At 61.2% G+C, this 17,496-nt stretch carries 12 protein-coding genes and 1 riboswitch; of the genes, 5 read left to right on the top strand and 7 right to left on the bottom strand.

Annotated elements, in window-relative coordinates:
• The first annotated feature begins 65 nt into the window (after nt 1-65).
• The 3 genes from MJQ68_RS02035 to MJQ68_RS02025 all read left to right on the top strand — a co-directional run bounded on the left by MJQ68_RS02035 (nt 66) and on the right by MJQ68_RS02025 (nt 5,152).
• The gene (locus tag MJQ68_RS02035; protein ID WP_238749311.1) at nt 66-1,100 is read left to right on the top strand and encodes a Fic family protein; all 1,035 of its coding nucleotides are present in this window, start codon (nt 66-68) and stop codon (nt 1,098-1,100) included.
• Between the two features lie 334 nt (nt 1,101-1,434).
• Nucleotides 1,435-2,094: a DUF2064 domain-containing protein gene (locus MJQ68_RS02030; RefSeq protein WP_238749310.1), complete on the top strand. Its 660-nt coding sequence runs from the start codon at nt 1,435-1,437 to the stop codon at nt 2,092-2,094.
• A 67-nt stretch (nt 2,095-2,161) separates the two neighbouring features.
• The gene (locus MJQ68_RS02025) at nt 2,162-5,152 is read left to right on the top strand and encodes a TonB-dependent receptor (RefSeq protein WP_238749309.1); all 2,991 of its coding nucleotides are present in this window, start codon (nt 2,162-2,164) and stop codon (nt 5,150-5,152) included.
• A gap of 46 nt (nt 5,153-5,198) precedes the next feature.
• On the opposite strand, the gene MJQ68_RS02020 is transcribed toward MJQ68_RS02025, so the two are convergent.
• Entirely contained in the window at nt 5,199-5,804 is a 606-nt protein-coding gene (locus tag MJQ68_RS02020; RefSeq protein ID WP_238749308.1) for an HdeD family acid-resistance protein, read from the bottom strand.
• Between the two features lie 94 nt (nt 5,805-5,898).
• Between MJQ68_RS02020 and MJQ68_RS02015 the strand changes: the two genes are divergently transcribed.
• Both MJQ68_RS02015 and MJQ68_RS02010 read left to right on the top strand, forming a co-directional pair.
• Nucleotides 5,899-6,882: a helix-turn-helix transcriptional regulator gene (locus MJQ68_RS02015; RefSeq protein WP_238749307.1), complete on the top strand. Its 984-nt coding sequence runs from the start codon at nt 5,899-5,901 to the stop codon at nt 6,880-6,882.
• A gap of 69 nt (nt 6,883-6,951) precedes the next feature.
• Entirely contained in the window at nt 6,952-7,713 is a 762-nt protein-coding gene (locus MJQ68_RS02010) for a hypothetical protein (RefSeq protein WP_238749306.1), read from the top strand.
• A gap of 5 nt (nt 7,714-7,718) precedes the next feature.
• Here MJQ68_RS02010 and MJQ68_RS02005 read toward each other — a convergent pair whose 3' ends face one another.
• The 6 genes from MJQ68_RS02005 to MJQ68_RS01980 all read right to left on the bottom strand — a co-directional run bounded on the left by MJQ68_RS02005 (nt 7,719) and on the right by MJQ68_RS01980 (nt 17,068).
• A complete protein-coding gene (locus tag MJQ68_RS02005; protein ID WP_238749305.1) occupies nt 7,719-8,279 on the bottom strand; it encodes a 3-keto-disaccharide hydrolase in 561 nt (186 codons plus the stop codon).
• Between the two features lie 10 nt (nt 8,280-8,289).
• The gene (locus MJQ68_RS02000) at nt 8,290-9,312 is read right to left on the bottom strand and encodes a LamG-like jellyroll fold domain-containing protein (protein WP_238749304.1); all 1,023 of its coding nucleotides are present in this window, start codon (nt 9,310-9,312) and stop codon (nt 8,290-8,292) included.
• Nucleotides 9,313-9,417: 105 nt separating this feature from the next.
• Nucleotides 9,418-10,908 (bottom strand): sulfatase family protein, encoded by a 1,491-nt coding sequence (locus tag MJQ68_RS01995; protein ID WP_238749303.1) that lies wholly within the window; start codon nt 10,906-10,908, stop codon nt 9,418-9,420.
• 10 nt (nt 10,909-10,918) lie between these two features.
• The gene (locus tag MJQ68_RS01990; protein WP_238749302.1) at nt 10,919-12,466 is read right to left on the bottom strand and encodes a glycerophosphodiester phosphodiesterase family protein; all 1,548 of its coding nucleotides are present in this window, start codon (nt 12,464-12,466) and stop codon (nt 10,919-10,921) included.
• Nucleotides 12,466-14,052 carry a RagB/SusD family nutrient uptake outer membrane protein gene (locus tag MJQ68_RS01985; RefSeq protein ID WP_238749301.1) on the bottom strand — a complete coding sequence of 529 codons (1,587 nt, stop codon included), beginning with the start codon at nt 14,050-14,052 and terminating at the stop codon, nt 12,466-12,468. Before MJQ68_RS01985 ends, MJQ68_RS01990 begins: the two co-directional genes overlap by 1 nt.
• A 28-nt stretch (nt 14,053-14,080) precedes the next feature.
• Nucleotides 14,081-17,068: a SusC/RagA family TonB-linked outer membrane protein gene (locus tag MJQ68_RS01980; protein WP_238749300.1), complete on the bottom strand. Its 2,988-nt coding sequence runs from the start codon at nt 17,066-17,068 to the stop codon at nt 14,081-14,083.
• Between the two features lie 122 nt (nt 17,069-17,190).
• Nucleotides 17,191-17,396, top strand: a riboswitch (cobalamin riboswitch).
• Nucleotides 17,397-17,496 lie beyond the last annotated feature (100 nt).

The raw sequence follows: 17,496 nt of genomic DNA, 5'->3' as shown, positions 1-17,496 counted from the left end.
GTTACTGGACAGTTTGGGTGATTTTTGTCCAATAAATACGGTTTCTTTGTCCAATAAAAGTTACCATGGATCTACAAGCTGCGATACTGGAGGCACTAGGCTTGCGCTCCGGGCTTACTTCTACGGAAATTCATGCGGCCATCGGGTCTGAGCAAAGCGTCCGAACCACTAAGCGGATACTGGACCGACTCGTGGCCAAAAAGCTGGTAGATAAGGAAGGTACTTACCGTAGTACGCGGTACGCCCTGGGTAAGTCCTACGACATCCTGCACTCCATCGACGTAGATGACTACTTCGCCGCCGATATCGATGAGCGAGTGATCCAAGGGTCGTTCAACCATATGCTACTGCAAACGGATCTCTACGATCTGGATCTATTCACGGAGGAAGAGCTGGTCACGCTAGCCGGATTACAGGCTACCTACCGCAAAAACGTCGACGAACTGAGTCCGGCGGAATACCAGCGGGAGATCGAGCGACTGGCCATCGACCTCAGTTGGAAGTCTTCCCAGATAGAGGGAAATACGTATTCGCTTCTGGAGACAGAGCGACTACTGAAAGACCGGGAAACAGCCGCCGGAAAAACCAAGGACGATGCCGTGATGCTACTCAATCACAAGGAAGCTATCGACTTTGTCGTAGACCATCCGGGGTACCTGCAGGAGCTTTCCGTTCGCCGGATCGAGGATATACACAGCCTACTGACCAAGGACTTAGGTATCAGCAGAAACCTCCGCAAAAGGCGCGTCGGTATTACGGGGACTAACTATCGCCCATTAGACAATGAATTTCAAATCAGGGAGGCCTTCGAGCTCATGTGCAGATTGATCAATCAGACAAAAGATGTGTTTGCCAAATCGCTGCTGGCACTAGTGCTCATTTCCTACATCCAGGGGTTCGCCGATGGCAATAAACGCACCGCACGCATCACCAGTAATGCCCTCCTGATTGCCCATGGCTACTGCCCGCTCTCCTTTCGGACGGTAGATTCTATCGAGTACAAAAAAGCGATGCTGATATTCTACGAAAAGAACAATATCACCCCCTTCAAGCGGATATTCATCGAGCAATTCGCCTTCGCGGTGCACACTTATTTCTAGCCTACTGCTACACCATTGGGGGGGCAACATACTATACGCGGTCGCCGGTGCCAGCAACAGCCTGAGGCCCGTTGCATAATACACCATCGACGGCCTAAGATCACAGAAAGACCGCTTAAAGCTGATCTTGAGGATAGCCGATACCACCCGCATTGCACCTGCGTTCCCCGCCCCATAGGTGCGCCTGCTCGACGGTAGCCCCGGTAGCTGCTCGGCGCGGTGAGGATGAGGGGACGGCGGAATCCGGATAGTCCGTTCACCCCTTAGCATGGAGCGATTAAAGCTGTAGACACGTCAGAGAACCCCCACCCCACTTCCTACGTACCTATATGACGTGACCGCGACGACCGCCATACTTTTTTTCTCCCGCACGGCTACTGCCGAGGCTGATGCCAAGGCCTTCGGGCGGCGGGGTACTCGCGTAGCCCGTGCCCTCATCCAGCGCACGACGCGCACCCTGGCGGCGACCGGACTACCCGTATACCGCAGCGACGAACGGCAGCAGACGGGAAGCAGCACGTTCGGGGACAAGCTCAGCGAGGCCGTGCGGGCCGTACTGGCTCGGGGACACGCCCACATACTTGTGGTGAGCAATGATTGTCCGCGGCTGAGTGGCCGGTCTATCCGCGCCGCCGCTGCCGCCCTGGAGGCGGGCCGTAACGTGATCGGACCGGACGCCCGCGGCGGTGCCTGGCTCATCGGTGTACGGGCCGAGTGCTTCGATCCCATCGCCTTTGCGGCCGTGAGCTGGCAGACGGACCGCGTTGCCGCACAGCTTTTGGAGCAACTGCTCGACTGCATCCAGCTACGGACCCTATCCGACTACAACAGCCTGCGGGAGTTGCGTGCGGACTGGCAGCAGATTGCTGGTCTCCTCCCCGCCCTGGCCGCCCTGTTTTCCATTCCGACCCTCCCTCGGTGGAGGAACTTGCTGCACTGCAGCCATGCGTCATTCCCCTCCCGGGACCTGCGGGGGCCACCCGTAGCGCGCTAGCCAACCACTTCCCCTCAATTTTTCTTCCCCTTTACCTCCCTCCATCCCCGGGGAGCACTACTATCATATGAAACTGCTGTTCTTCCTCGCCGCCCTGGCGACCACCTCCCTCGTGTATGCCCAACAGGACATCACCGTCGAACTTATCGATTACCAGACCAACGCTGCGGCCCCGGCCGAACTGGCCGTCACGCTGACGAACACCGGTCAGGGCATCGTGCGCAACGGTACCACGGACGCCCAGGGGCGCATCATCTTTCGCGCGCTGCCCGCCCTAGCCGGCTACCGGATCACCGTACCGGAATCCGATGACTACCTCGACGGCGAGAGCGAGCCGATCGACCTGCGCGCCAACCAGAGCCGGCGGGTACAGCTGCTGCTGTTCTCGCGGCAGACGGTAGACCTGGACGTGATCAGCGTGGCCGCCACCAGCTCGGCCCGCATCAACCGGCAAGACGCCGAGGTCGCCTTCGAGCTATCGCAGGAGGAGCTCGAAGCCCTGCCCGTAGAGGGACGCGACATCACCCGTGCGCTGTACCGGCTGCCGAACGTGAGTCAGGCCACCGGCTTCTACCCCGAGGCCCCGAACGTATCCATTAACGGCGCCAACCCCGGCTCGACCAGCTACCTGATCGACGGACTGGACAACAACGAGCGCTTCCTGGGCGGACAGAAGTTTGCCATCCCCAGTGGCTTCGTGCGTAACCTCACCGTGCTGACCAACAACTACTCGGCCGAGTACGGACTGACCAACAACGGCGTAGTCAACGTCACCACCCGCTCCGGCTCCAATACACTGAGCGGTGAGGTCTTTACGCTCTTCCGGCCTAGCAACGGCGATCTGGGCGATGATGACTATACCCAGCGCGACCTGAGCGGCAACCCCGTGCGCGATGGCTTCCAACGCTATCAGGGTGGCTTTGCCCTGGGTGGGGCGCTGAAGAAGGACAAGACCTTTTTCTACGTCGACGCCGAGCACACTACCGACCTGAAGGACAACACCCTGAGCAGTCCGCAGCTGGGCGTCAACGAGACCGTACAGGGCACCAACAACTTCACCTTCCTCAGCGGTAAGGTGGACCAGGTGTGGAATGACCGCTTTCGCTCCAGTCTGCGCGCCAACGTCGGCGTAGTCGGCATCGAGCGGCAGGGCGGCGGGCTGGAAGGCGGCTCCACCTTCCCCTCGGCCGGCAACAAGCAGGACCGCAACTCGGTCCTCATCGCCAATACCAATACCTACCTGGGCGACAACTGGAGCGCGCAGACCAACGTGCAGTACGCCCGCTTCCGCTGGAACTACGCTAATCCGGCCTCCGATGCGGGTACCCCGCAGGTGACCATACTGGATCCCAGCGAGCAGACCATCGCCGTGATCGGCTACCCGGGCTTCGTCTTCGACCAGATCGAGAACACCCTGCAGCTGCAGCAGAAGTTCAGCTTCTACCTGGACCGCCACACCCTCAAGACCGGCTTCAACGTCATCAGCGGCGATCACCAGCTCTTTGGGGGGGGTGTACCCAACGGGGCCTACCGGGTCAAGCTGACCGAAGGGCAACTCTCCAGCCTACGGGAGCGTGGACTCGGCAGCAGCCTCTCCCCCACCGACCTGCCCGCCGACGTAGAGGTACTGGGCTATAACGTTGAGCTACGGCCCAGCAGCTTCGGCGCACGGCAAAATATCTACAGCCTGTACGTCGAGGATCAGTTCGCAGCTAGCGAGAAGCTCAACCTCACCCTGGGTCTGCGCTACGACTACGACAACCTCAGCAAGGGCGGCGCGGCGAAGGGCGACTACAATAACATCTCCCCCCGCTTCAACTTCAACTACAAGCTCGGTAACCTGTCCGCCCTGCGCGGCGGCTACGGCGTGTTCTACGACAAGGTCCTTTACGCGATCTACAGCGATGCCCTGCAGCAGAACACCACCAATCCCGGCTACCAGACCCAGCTGCGCGAGCTGATCCGCCAGGGTATCCTACCCGCCGATACCGATATCGACCGCATCACCTTCGATGGCAACCTGCGGGCTACCGACAATTCGGCGACCTACCTGAACGGACCCACCGCCGCCAGCCTGCAGGGGCAGCGGACGAACCTCTTCAGTGGCGAGCGCCGCATCCTCAATCCCGACGGCTACGATAACCCCTACACCCACCAGTTCACCCTAGGCTACCAGTACCAGATCGATACCCGTACGCTCTTCTACCTCGACCTAGTGCACAACCGGGCCGAGAAGCTGTACCGACTGCGCAACCTCAACGCCGCGGCCGAGTACCCCATCAGCGGACCGGACAACGTGATCGTCCGCACCCCCGCCGAAGCGGATGCGACCCGCCCCATTCCCATCGACGGGGCCAGTGGCACGGCCCTCATCCAGGGCGAGCAGGTGGCCGGCGTAGCCCGCAACATCCTCATCTCCGAAACGGCCGGCAAATCGCGCTACTACGCGGCCAGCTTTGTACTCCAGCAGGCGGCGGGCGACAACAACATCAGCTGGCGGCTCAACTACACCCTGAGCTCCAATAAGAACGACACCGAGGGCATCAACTTCCGCGCCATGGATGCCAACAACTTCGCCAATGAGTACGGCCCCAGCATCAACGACCGGTTGCACATCATCAACGCCATCGGCACCTACCGCGCTCCCTTCGGACTCAACGTGACCCTGGCCAGCCTGGTCCAGAGCGGACAACCCGTCAACCGTATCCCCGACGCCACCCTCTACGGTACGGCAGACCTCAACGGCGACGGCACCGGCTTTGCCGAGAACTACACCGGCAACTCCGACCGCTTCCCCGGCGAAGGCCGCAACAACGATCGCCTGCCCTGGTCCTACAACTTCGATCTGGCCCTGGAGTACCGCCTGCCCGTAGCCGCCAACCATATCGGACTCACCCTCGACGTATTCAACCTCCTCGACACCCGCAACCTCAGTGGCTACAGCAACAACGCGACGCAGAGCAACCAGATCCAGGTCGGTGCGGCCGGCTCGGGCATCGTGCAGCGGAATGCGGATGCGCCACGGCAGGTGCAGCTGGGACTGCGGTACCTGTTTTAAGGGATTCACAAAGCACCCGCCCCGGTAGCGCGCTACTGGGGTGGGCCTACTCCCCCGACGTACGGATTACCTCTACCTCCTCCACCGTCACTGCCGGGGCATCGAGCTTGCGCATGCGCAGTGCTAGGACGATCAGTAAGATGCCCGAGATAAGTGCGAAGCCCCCGATCAGGTACAACCAGACCAGCAGTCCGGCAGCGGGCAGCGCCATGAGGATGATCCCGAGAGCTACGGAGGCTAGTCCGGAAAGGATAAGCAGCCACTCCCCCCGGATCTCCTTGCGCAACTGAATGGCCGCGATAATCTCGGTGGCGCCCGTGAAGATGGCCCAGGCGGCCACCAGGTAGAGGAAGAAGAGCGCCACCAGTTGTGGATTGGTGAGGGCCACGATACCCGCCCCGATACTGAGCAGGCCCTGTACGATCTGTACCCACCAGCGGGGGCGCTCCCGGCGGCCGCGAAAGCCGATGACGAGCAGGAACACGCCGTCGAGCAGCGCGTAAACCGCGAAGAGGACTACCAGCGCGATCAGGGTAGCCTCGGGCACGATGAAGGTGACTGCGGCAATCAATAGAGCTACGATGCCGCGCAGTAGGATCGCCCACCAGTTGTGGGCCAGTTGCCGGGTGTTGTGTTGGATGATCAGCGCCATGGTGTGAGCATTTGGTGCTAAGTGATAGGCTTACTAATTTACGTACTGCCTGGCGAAGTTTAGTTCATATGCTAGCATCCTTACCTTAGCCCGCGTGCGGCTACTCTTACTTCTTATTTTTGTGGTGATAAGCGGAGTCCTTCCCGCCCAGACGCTCATCGAGGGCTACGCGCCCCTGACTTACCGCGGTCAGTTAGTACACCTCGATGTACTCGATACGCCGCAGGATATTCTCACCATCGCCGATTATATGATCTTACCGCCGGTACTAGTGGATAGTACGGGCTACTTCCGCATTGAACCCGCTACCCTACCCACCCATAGGAGCTTCTACCGGCTGCGGTACCGGATGCGCCAGGCCCCGCCCGTCAGCATGAATTTCGCGCAACGTCATTACCTGACCGTACTGTTGGGGGCGGGCGATACGCTACGCGTGGATGGCCTGAAGGTGACCGGAGGTACGGCAGCCACCCGTAGTATCAACAATACGGAGCAATACACAGACCGCTACACTGATGTAAGCGCCTACTCTACCGACCTGAACCGGAAAGATGAACTCGACCTCCACCACCGGCAGACTTATCTGCGCGATCTTTTAGCCTCCGATACGGTGGATGCCTACGTGAAGCTGTATGCGTTTGGTCGGCTGGAGGCACCCGCCATCCGGTTGCAGGAAGCTACCGCAGCAAGAGAAGCGGTCAAAACGACCGAACTAAGTTCTAGCTACCACGATGCGGTGGCCGCGCAGTACGGTACACTGGCCTACGATCGCCTGCAGGTACGAACCCACTGGCTAGCAACGGCACTCACCGTCAGTGTATTCCTCTGCGGCTACCTGATGTGGCGGTTGTGGCGACGCCCCATCTCACCGACTAGGAGACCGGAAGCTCTGGAGCAAGCGGCAGAGCTTTCCCAAAAAGAACGGGAAGTGTACGAGCTCATCCGCAGCGGGGCTTCGAATAAGGAGATTGCCGCCCAGCTCTTCATCAGCGTATCGACGGTCAAGACGCACGTCAATAGTATCTACCGTAAACTGGGGGTGAGCCGGCGGGTGGAGCTGATTTCCACCCCGGTCTAGTCCTGTTTTCCACCCCCCAGGGCGAGGCGGTCTCCTAGGTTAGTCGGCTTCTTTGTGGAAAAGCACCCCATGAAGTACGTATCCCTTTTACTCGCCCTATTTCTCTGCACCTGCGTTCCCGCCCAAACGGTGTCAGATAGTCTTTGGACCCCACAAGATGCCGCCCGGTACGCCCGCAACCGTGCCGACTCCAGCCTGTGGGACCGGGAACTTTTAAGCCTGGAGCCTAGTGCCTATCGCTACGACTCTACGGAAGTGCAGCCGGCGCTCAGCTTCTGGCCGATCCCCGTGCCGGCCTACGACTATGGCTACGGGAGTGTACGTACTACCGTACTGCGAGTAGCTGGTCGCAGCATCTTTGGTTCCACCATGGCCTATGCCCACGGTCCCTACCGGCCGCACCCCATGGAGGATTCGCTGGCCTATTACCAGACCTCTTGCACGATCTACATCCTGACCGACCGCCCGGACGACGACAGCGGCACCTTCCACCTTGTTTCCCGTAACTATCCGCATTACCTCACTACCGGTAAGCGGCTGACGTCCGTAGGGGAGGTAGACTTTGTACAGATGTCTCTTGCTGACGGGGCCAACTTTGCCATCGTCAACCAGCGGTACTTCGACCTAGCTTACGGGCGGACTATTCTGGCTGTACCCCTACAGAACGGTTCTATGCGACTCCTACAACTCGAGGACTCGCCGGAAAGCCTACGGGCGGGGGCGGAGCATCAGGAATGGAATCAGGCGCACATCGAAGCCTTCGAGCGGCGACTGGAAACTGACCCACAGGTAATAGCCTTTTTTACTCAGGTGGGCGTACTGAGCCAATGATTTACCTACAACGCCCGAATCTGCAGCCTACGAAAGGCTACCACCCCCGTCCCGCTAGCCTGCAGGGCGATATAGCCACCGGCTAGCTCATCGTTCATCAGGTCGGCGGTGGGGGTACCGTTGATCCAGGCGCGGATGCGGTTGCTCTGCACCCTGATCCGGTAGGTGTTCCAGCGGCCGATCGTCTCAACGTACGCCAGTGGGCGTGAGCGGGTGACGATCGCGCCGGTCCGGTACTCGGGCTGGGGGTGCCGATCCCAAATATTGAGTTCGTAGCAGTCCGTAGCGGTTGGGGCCGCGCCCCGGCAGCGGATGAATATCCCGGAGTTGACCGTACTGTCTGGCCTGAACTCCAGTTCCAGCTCGAAATCGGTGTAGGAGGCTTCGGTGATTACGTAGCCAACGGTGTCGGTGACCCGGCCGGTGAACGCATCAGCGTTCACTGTCCAGTCGGCATCGCCGTGGAGTGTCCAGTTCGCTGCCGCCTCCTGGAGCAGGGGCTGCGGACGGTGGCAGGAGCATACCGTCAGCAGCCCGAGCAGCAGGAGTGCAGCGTGAACATTCATGTAGGCACTACTACCGGACGACGAGTCGCTCGGCGGCCATCCGCTGTCCGTCGGTCAGGGTCACCACGTACACGCCGGCCTGTAGAGCGTGGTCGATGCTGAGCCGCTGGGCAGCCCGATCGTACATGCGGGTGAGTACAGTGCGTCCGCTGAGGTCGGTAATATTGACCTGCAGGGAAGTGCCGGGAGCGAATACCGAGCGGTCGATAGTCAGGTTGATCGCCTCACCGGTGGTGACCGGGTTAGGGGCCAGAGCAAAGGAGTTGGCTACGATGGCTGGACGGGTGGAGGTATTGCCCCCCTGGTTAGCTAGCAGGTCGATCTCCTCCTGGGTGAGCACACGGTTGTAGAAGCGCAGATCATCCATGAGACCGTCGAAGGTCTGGGTCTCGTTTTCAAAGGTGAGGTGGTGACCGATGACGAACTCACCACAGGAGTTTTCCGCCTGGGTGGTGCCGGTGAAGGTGTCACGGGCCGTCTCCTGGCCGTCCACGTAAAAGGCCCACTCGCGCATCTCCGGGTCAACGGTTAGGGCCAGGTGGATCCAGGTCTCCGCCGAGTCGAGCTTGTAGTTGGTCCGCAGGGGCCGGCCGGAGATGAAGGAGATCAGGCTGTCCGGATCGGATTCATTGTTAGGGTTCTGGCGGTACAGCACTACGCGACCGCGGTTATTGTCCTCAGGACCGCAACCATTCTTCTGAGCGATGTAGTTCTGCCGGTCGGTCTCCAGGGGAGCGGCCCGGTGGTTGACGAACAGCGCGAAGGTACCGGCGGTGCCTCCGTCGGCCTCCGGCCCCACCTGCAGTTTACCCGCTGGTGTGACGAAGTAGGCATCCTGGTTGAAGTAGCGCACGGCCTGCCCCAGCAGTCCGGCCTCGAAGGTTAGGTTACCGTTGTTTTCGGCGGTTTCGCCGGAGATCGTATCGGTCAGGTTACCATCGAGGGGGTAATGCATGACGAGGCCTTCCTCGAGGTCCTGGGCGGCAAGACCACCGAGGAGCAAAAAGGCAAAAAGGGTAAAGATTGATTTCATAGTAAGATCGATTAACGTGATGGTTTATATGTTGAGGGGTTTGCAACGGTAATGTAGTACCGTTAAACTAAGCTACAAAAAAATGGTGACGAATCTACTTACCTGCTAATAATGCTCCAAGTGCTCGGTGCACCAGCGCTGGTAGGCAGCTTCCAGTTCGCGCACTTTATCGGGCAGCTCGGCAGAAAGATCCCTGCGCTCCCCCGGGTCGTCGGCCAGATTAAATAGCTTGAGGGTAAGGCTGTCCGATATGGGCGCGATGTACTGCGCCGAGGGCCGGCTTTTCCAGTGGTTCTCGTCGGTATTGGTCAGCTTGTAGTCGCCCCGGCGTACCGCCCAGGTCTTTTGCCACTTCCAGACCAGTAAGCGATCCGAGTCGGGCTCTTCCAGCAGGCGGCCGTCAAGGGTAGAATCAGTGAGTGCCACTCCCGCCGCCCGGGCTACGGTAGGCAGAATATCCAGGGCCGAAACTACCCGGTCTTCCCGCACCCCCGCCGCTACGTGGCCCGGCCAACTCACGGCCAGCGGCACGCGGATGCCGCCCTCCCAGAGAGAGTACTTACCTCCGGCCAGCGGCGCGTTGTCGGCCCCCGTCAGCGGCGAGCCCCCGTTGTCGGACAGAAATACGATCATGGTGTTGCGGTCCAGCCCCCCGGCCTCCAGGGCGTCGAGGAGCCGACCGATATTATCGTCCAGGCAGTGCAGATTGGCCAGGTAGTACCGCCGCAGGGGATCTTCCTCGATGGCACCGAGCCGCGAGTACTTGTCGTAGTAGGCCGAGTACGAGCCCACCGGATGCTGCCCGTAGGCCAGGCTATCGGCCGGGTCGTAGTTGTCGATGGGCGCCACATCGTACAGGTCGAGGTAGCGCTGCGGTACTTCGTGGATCAGGTGGTGTACCGCGTTATAGGCCAGGGTAAGGAAGAAGGGACTTTCCCCACGCTCCTCGTCGGTCAGGTACGCGATGGCCTCGTCGGTCAGGATGTCGGTCAGGTAGCCCTCCCCGTAGCTCTTTTCCCCCTCGTTGTGCAGCAGCGGACCGAGCACGGCACTGGTTCCGTAGGGGTCCGGCGTCCGGGCGCGGATCGTGCTATCGAGCAGCCAGAAGTCGTGGGCGTGGGCGTTGAAGCCCAGAAACTCGTCGTAGCCGTGCCGCAGGGGATATTCCCGCTCGGCGTACTTGGCGTGGAAGTTGCGCCCTAGGTCGTTCTTCCCGATGCGGGCGGTCGCGTAGCCGGCCCCGCGCAGGTATTCAGCAATGGTCTTCACCTCCTGCGGTAGTCCGGGGCCCCAGCTGGCCGGCCCGTCCCAGCGAAACTGGTTCTTCCCCGTCAGCATACCCACCCGGCTCGGACTACACACCGGTGCACTCACGTAGGCCTGAGAGTATACCGTGCCCGTCGCCGCCAGCCGCGCCATACTCGTCGTATGCGCCGCGCCGCCGTAGTTGTCGAAGGGACTGAAGTCGGCGTAGCCCTGATCATCGACTACAATGAGTAGCACATTGGGGGGCGTATCGTCCGCCACCGCCTCCCCCTGCCGGGTAGGCGTACAGGCGGCAAGCAACAAGCAGGTAATTAGCGTAAGGAATCGCATTCCGTCGTATTTATTCCGCCGCCAACCGCTGCACCCGGTCGGGGTAGTTCGTGATAAAACCGTCGATCCCGAGGTCCAGCAGCCGGCGGATCTCGGCGTGGTCATTGACCGTCCAGGCGAACACCTTCAGGCCCGCATCGTGGATCGCGGCTACGGTTTCCTCCGTCAGACTCCCCTGATAGGCATTGATGGAGTACGCTCCCACCTCCTGGCCCACCTCCAGGGCAGCCACCGGCGAGCCGTGTGGCAGGATACCGATCTCGATACGCTCGTCCAGCTCCCGCATCTTGCGCAGCTCGTCGTGCCGGAAGCTGGAAATATGGAAGTCTTCGATCTTCCACCCCTCCTCCCGGATCGCTTCCTGCAGGATCCGGTAGGTCGGCTCGGCCGTACCGGGGCCCTTCAGCTCCACGTTCAGCCGCAGCTGCTTGTCCATCACCCGTATAGCATCCCGTAGGAGCGGAATACGCGAGCCATCGCTCAGCGTCAGCTGGTTGAGTTCCGGCAGGGTGTAATCCGTAATCTTCCCCTCCACGCCGGTCAGCCGCTGCAGCCCCCCGTCGTGAAAGCACACCACCTCCCCGTCCTTCAGCGTAAATACGTCCAGCTCGATCATATCGGACCGCAGTTCCACCGCCTTGCGAAAGGCGTCCAGGGAGTTTTCCAGCGCATAGCCACTGGCCCCCCGGTGCGCAATGATCAGTGGGCGCGGCCGCAGGTGCAGGGTAGCCAGCAGGGGAAAGTGATCGGAGGGATAGCGCCCGTCGATGGCATCGGTCAGGGTGGCGAAGTTCACTACTTCTACCCCCGGACCGGCAAAGATGTAGTCGATGCGACGCGTCGCAGGCGCACCGTAGTCGAAGCCCGTAAAGGTGCCCGCCGGCCCCAGCCGGACCGGAGCCGCCACGAAGGCATCGGTGAGCGTATCGGAGAGTAATTGTAGCGGCGCACTGTCGGGTGTCAAGTTGAGGTCGCCAGTGAGTACGAAGGGTAGCCCGTCCGGATTGAGCGAGTCGATCATGGTCAGGATCAGTTCCGCACTGCGCAGCCGCGCCTCCTCCCCCCGGTGGTCGAAGTGGGTATTGAAGGCGTAGAAATCACGCCAGGTATCGCGATCCCTAAAGCGCCCCCAGGTCACGATGCGCGGCAGGGCGGCATCCCAGCCCACCGAGACGGTATCGGGTGTTTCCGATAGCCAGAAGGTTCCCGACTGCTGCACGGCCAGGCGGTGGCGGTCATAGTATATCGCCGAGTACTCCCCCCGGTGCCCGCCCTCGCGGCCCTCACCGATGCGGGCGTAGCCGGTCAGGCGTTCGTCGAGCCAGTCGATCTGTCCGGGCGTACCCTCCTGGGTGCCCAGTACGTCCGGCGCGTGGAATTCGATCTGATCGGCCAGGAAGTCCCGACGGTGCGGCCAGGCATTCAGGCTGTCGCTGGCGACATCCAGGCGGACGTTGTACGTCATCACCTTCAGCGACTGCGCCCTGCCCTCCGGTGCACCGAACAGCAACAGGCAGGCACACAGCAGGACGTAGACATTGGGGAATGGTAGCGACATTAGTAGCCTTCGTTCTGTGGGTAATTAGCACCCAGCAGGTCCAGCTCCGTTTCCGGGATCACCCAGTTGACGTGCTTGGGCTCGATACGCTCCCGGGCAAAGTTGACCAGGTTGTCGTTCGCGGCGTGGTCGCGGATGTAGTCCACCAGCACACCCATGCGCTTGAGGGTATACCAGCGCTGTCCCTCGAAGAACAGTTCGCGGGCCCGCTCCTCTAGCAGCAGTTCCTGATCGATCTCGGTATAGGGTGCCGCGCCGGCCCGCTCGCGGATGGCGTTGATCCGGTCCAGCGCCAGACTCGTATTCCCCTGCCGCATGTGGGCCTCGGCGGCGATCAGGTAGGTCTCGGCCAGGCGATACACCATGATGTTCTTGAAGGTACTGGCCTCGTCCGGGTCGGCATCCCGCTGCTGAAACTTGAGCACCCCGGGGTTCATCGTCTTGTAGTACTGGGTGTAATTGTTAGCGTCCTCGCTGTCGCGATCGTATAGGTCTACCGTATCTCCGATCTCGACCCCGTCCGGCAGGGTGGCCGGATCGTTGTAGGTGTAGGCGGTGATCATGTAGGTGCCGTCATCGCGGGTGTCGCCCTCATCTTCAGCGAGCAGGTCGACCAGGTAGTTGTTGGGGATAAGCAGGGCGGCACCCCGACCGCCATTGTCGTTGCTGCGCACGATACCCGGGATCTCGAAGTAGTTGGCCATCACGCTAAAGTGAATCTGGTTGCGGGTGCCGCCACCGATCACCCCGTCCTCGATCTGAATGGCGAACAGGGTTTCCGAATGGTTCAGGTCTCCGGCGAACACGTCCCGCGTGTCGGACAGCAGGGAATAATTCTCGTTTCCGATCACGGCCTCGGCCTGGGCGGCTCCCTCGGCCCAGTCGCCCTGCCACATGGCGGTCTTGGCCCGCAGGTGGCGGGCGGAAGCCTGCGTCCAGCGCCCGAAGTCCGGCGTGGTCCACGCCAGGTTGTCGATGGCAAAGTCGAGGTCGCTGTTGATCAGGGCAAAGATCTCCTCGGAGGAGCTCTTGTCCTGCGGCAGGTCAAAGACGTTCTCCGGCGTAGTGGCCTCCGAAGTGATGAAGATGTTATTGAACAGGCGGTACAGGATGAAGTACGCATTGGCCCGCATGGCCCGTGCTTCGGCCAGGAGCTGCGTTTTGCGTGCTTCCTCCCCGTCCGGAAACGTTACGTTATCGGCAGCGGCGATCACGGCGTTACTGCGGTCGATCACCCGGTAGAAGTTGCGCCAGTAGTGGCTGTAGCCGCCCAGTCCGCCGGTGCTCAAGTCACGCCCCCAGCCCAGGCGGGCGTAGAGCGCCACCTCGCCGGCCCGACCGGTGGTCAGGTCAGACTTCGCCTGAATGATGAGCGCGCGGTGGTCGTTGTTGCCCGCCCCCCGCTCGATGTAGGAGCGGTTGAGGTTGTAGAGGCCCACGACGGCGCCCTCCAGTCCCTCGGGGGTACTGTAGAGGAAGTCGGCCGAGGTTTCGGAGAGCAGTTCGTCTTCCAGAAAGTCCTGGCAGGAGAAGGCCGTCAGCAGCAGAAGCAGCAGTGCCGGTCCGAATTTAAGTAGATGGTTCATGCGTAGGTTTTTTCCGCCGTGGGGGGGCTTATAGTCCGATCTTGAGTCCGAAGGTGTAGCCCTTGGCATCGGGGAAGGCGCCGGGGTTGTTCTCCGGACTGTAGGAGAGGTAGTCGGTGACGGTAATCAGGTTGGTACCCGTGAAGTATACTTTGGTGTTGCGCAGCCGGATCTTATCCAGCAGGGTGCGCGGCAGGGTGTAGCCCAGGGTCAGCGTGCGCAGGCGCATGTAGCTGGCGTCCTGCACCGCCAGGGCAAATAGGTTACTGGGCGTACCCGGACGCGGCCGCGGCGCTACCGAGCTGGGGCTTTCGGGCGTATAGTATTCCCGCCGGATGCCATTGCGCGATCCCTGTAGCGTGCCCCCAAGGGCAAAGTCGGCCAGGTAGGGATTGAGCTGCAGGGCGCCGCTGACGAAGTAGACGTCGGCAAACAGGTCGAAGTTATTCCAGGTCACCGAGGTGTTGAGCGAGCCGTACCAGTCGGGATTCTCCCGGTAGATCCGCAGGTCGTCGGTGGTGATCTCTCCGTCACCGTTGAGGTCCAGTACGCGGATGTCACCCACGATGGCGTCGGGCTGGGCCGAGGCCGCGATCTCCTCTTCGTTCTGGAAGATGCCGTCGAATACCCGCTGACGGATGTTATCGATGGGCTCACCGATGAACAGGCCCTGGGAAACGAAGTCGATGGGCCGGCCGTCGTCGTCCACGCTGCCGTCCAGGCTGATGATCTCGTTGCGGTTGCGCGACCACACCGCGCCGAGGTTCCAGCGCACCTTATCGCTCCGTACCAGGTCGAAACTGGTCGTCAGCTCCACGCCGCGGTTTTCCACCTCACCGATGTTGAAGCGGGTGACCTCGAAGCCGGTGGTGCCCGCCAGTACGCGGTCGAGCAGGAAGTCCGTAGTGCTGGACTGGTAGAACTCCACCGTGCCCCGCAGGCGGTTGTTCCAGAAGCCGAAGTCGACTCCCGTATTCAGGGTGGTGGTGGTTTCCCACTTCAGGTTCGGATTCGGCAGGCGGCTCAGGGGCGAGAATCCGGCCGCCGTGGTACCGCCGAAGGTGTAGGGCAGGTAGTCGGCCAGACCCAGCGACTCGGAAGGGTTGATCCCCTCATTGCCCGTGGCGCCGTAGCTGACCCGCACCTTGAGCTGGGTCAGTGCGCGTGACTCCCGCAGGAAGCTTTCCTCGTGCACCTTCCAGGCTACGGCCGCGGCGGGGAAGTAGCCCCACTTGTTGTTCTCGGCGAATACACTGGAGCCGTCGGCCCGCATGGTCAGCGTGAGCAGGTAGCGGCGGTTAAAGTTGTAACGTGCACGGCCCAGGAAGGACACCAGTCGGCGGCGGCTCACGTCGCGGGTGTTGCCCCGGATCTCGCTGGCGTTGCCGTTGAAGCTCAGCGCATCGTTCGGGAAGCCGGACTTGGTGACGGTCGACTCCTCATTATTACGCTGGTTGGTAGCCTGCACGAAGGTGAAGTCCAGCTCGTTATTCTCGTTGATGGAGGGGACGTAGTTGACGATGTTCTCCACCAGGTATTCCCGGTAGAATTCATTGCCCAGGGTAGCCAGGCCCTGGATATCGGCGTCGCCCTCGGAGTGTTGGGTAGACCGGTAAATCCCCTGATTGGTCGCCCGGTTGCGGAAAAAAGTATTAAGCTTATAGCTCAGACCGGGCAGCAGCTCGTAGTTGCCTACGAAGTTGAGGTCGATCAGGGTGGTCTCGATCTGGTTGTCCGACTCGCGGATGTTCCACAACGGACTCACCGTAGTCGATCCCTCCCCGAGCGGAAACTTGACGATGTTGCCGTTCTCGTCGAAGGGGCGGGCCAGCGGCGAGATGGTGATGTAGTTGATCGAGCCCGACTCGCGGTCCTGGTCGCTCTTCTGAAAGTTGATGTTGGCCTGCAGATCGATCTTATCGGTGATCTGCTGGTCGATGTTGAGCCGCACCGCACCCCGCCGGAAGCCGGAGGTGGGGATGATACCATCCTGGTCGAAGTAGTTGAAGCTGGAGTAGTACTTGGTCCGCTCACCACCCCCCGCCAGGGTTAGCGAGTGGCTCTGGATCACGGCGTTCTGGATCAGCAGGTCCTCCCAGTTGACGAAGCTGCCCTCCTCCAGCGACTGCAGCTCCTGGGGCTCGAAGATGATCCGATCGTCGAAGTACTCGTCGTTGTTCTCCGTCCGCTGTGCCTCCCGACGCAGCTGGGCAAACTCAGGCCCCGAGAACAAGTCGAAGTTCTTGGTCAATTCCTGGGTGGTGGTGTAGCCGTGGTAGTCGACCTGCACCCGCCCCTCGCGGCCCCGCCGGGTAGTGATGAGGATGACCCCATTGGCCGCCCGGGCCCCGTAGATAGCCTGGCTCGATGCATCCTTGAGCACCTCGATGGAGGTGATGTCTTCGGGGGCTACGTTATTGATGTCGTCGTAGGGTACCCCGTCTACGATGATCAGGGGGTCGTTGCCCACTAGCGAGACCTTGCCCCGGATCACGATATTCGAGTTGCCGCCGGGCCGGGCATCCGCCAGATTGACCTGCACGCCGGCGGCACGGCCGCGCAGCATCTCCCCTACGTTGGTCGTGGGGATGGACGTAGCGTCGTCAACTTCTACGCTGGCTACCGAGCCCACTACGTCGCTCTTGCGGACCGAGCCGTAGCCGACCACGACGATCTCGTCCAGTTGCGCGAAGTCTTCCCCCAGCACGATGTCGATCACGCTGCGTCCGTTGACGACCACCCGCTGCGGCTCGAAGCCGATGTAGGTGATCAGCAGCGTATCCTGCGCACCAGGTACCTCCAGCTGGTAGTTGCCCTCATAGTCGGTCACGGTGCCCGAGGTGGTACCGACGACCTTTACGGTAGCTCCGATCAGCGGCTCGTCCCCACTATCCGTGATGCGCCCGCTTACGGTGAGCGACTGCGGTGCGGTGTCCGTCTGCGCCCATCCGGTGGTGGGGTAAAGGAGCCCCCCGCCCAGCAGCACGCACAAAATAATAAGTCGGTATATAGTCATCACGAGAGGTTTAGTCCGGCTGCCCATCCCGGGCGGGTACCGTGGAGGCCAGTATACTAGGGGTGGCCTTATCCTTAGCACACTCAAGGTAAGTAGAGCCCGGCGGTAAAATATGGAATGGCCGATAAACGGACTACTGTGCTACCTTCGCCGGTGCAACGCGGTAAGGGAATCCGGTGGAAATCCGGAGCTGTCCCCGCAGCTGTAAGCCCCCAAGCGGGTACCACTCACGATGCCACTGGACGCCCTCAGCGTCTGGGAAGGCGGGCGGTACCCCGATACCCATCGGGGGGTGAGCCAGAAGACCTGCCCCGTCGCGCCATATCCTGTAGCCTTTCGGTGCGAAAGGGCGGGGAGCGTAGCCCTTAGGTTCGGACCGTCAGCCAGACGGGTCCCGATCACCCCGTGCTACGCCCCGTGCCCGCCGC

The organism is Neolewinella maritima (assembly GCF_923081025.1).
GTDB lineage: Bacteria > Bacteroidota > Bacteroidia > Chitinophagales > Saprospiraceae > Neolewinella > Neolewinella maritima.
The sequence above is the reverse complement of the archived record's forward strand: the minus strand, read 5'-3'. Positions and strand labels throughout refer to the sequence as shown.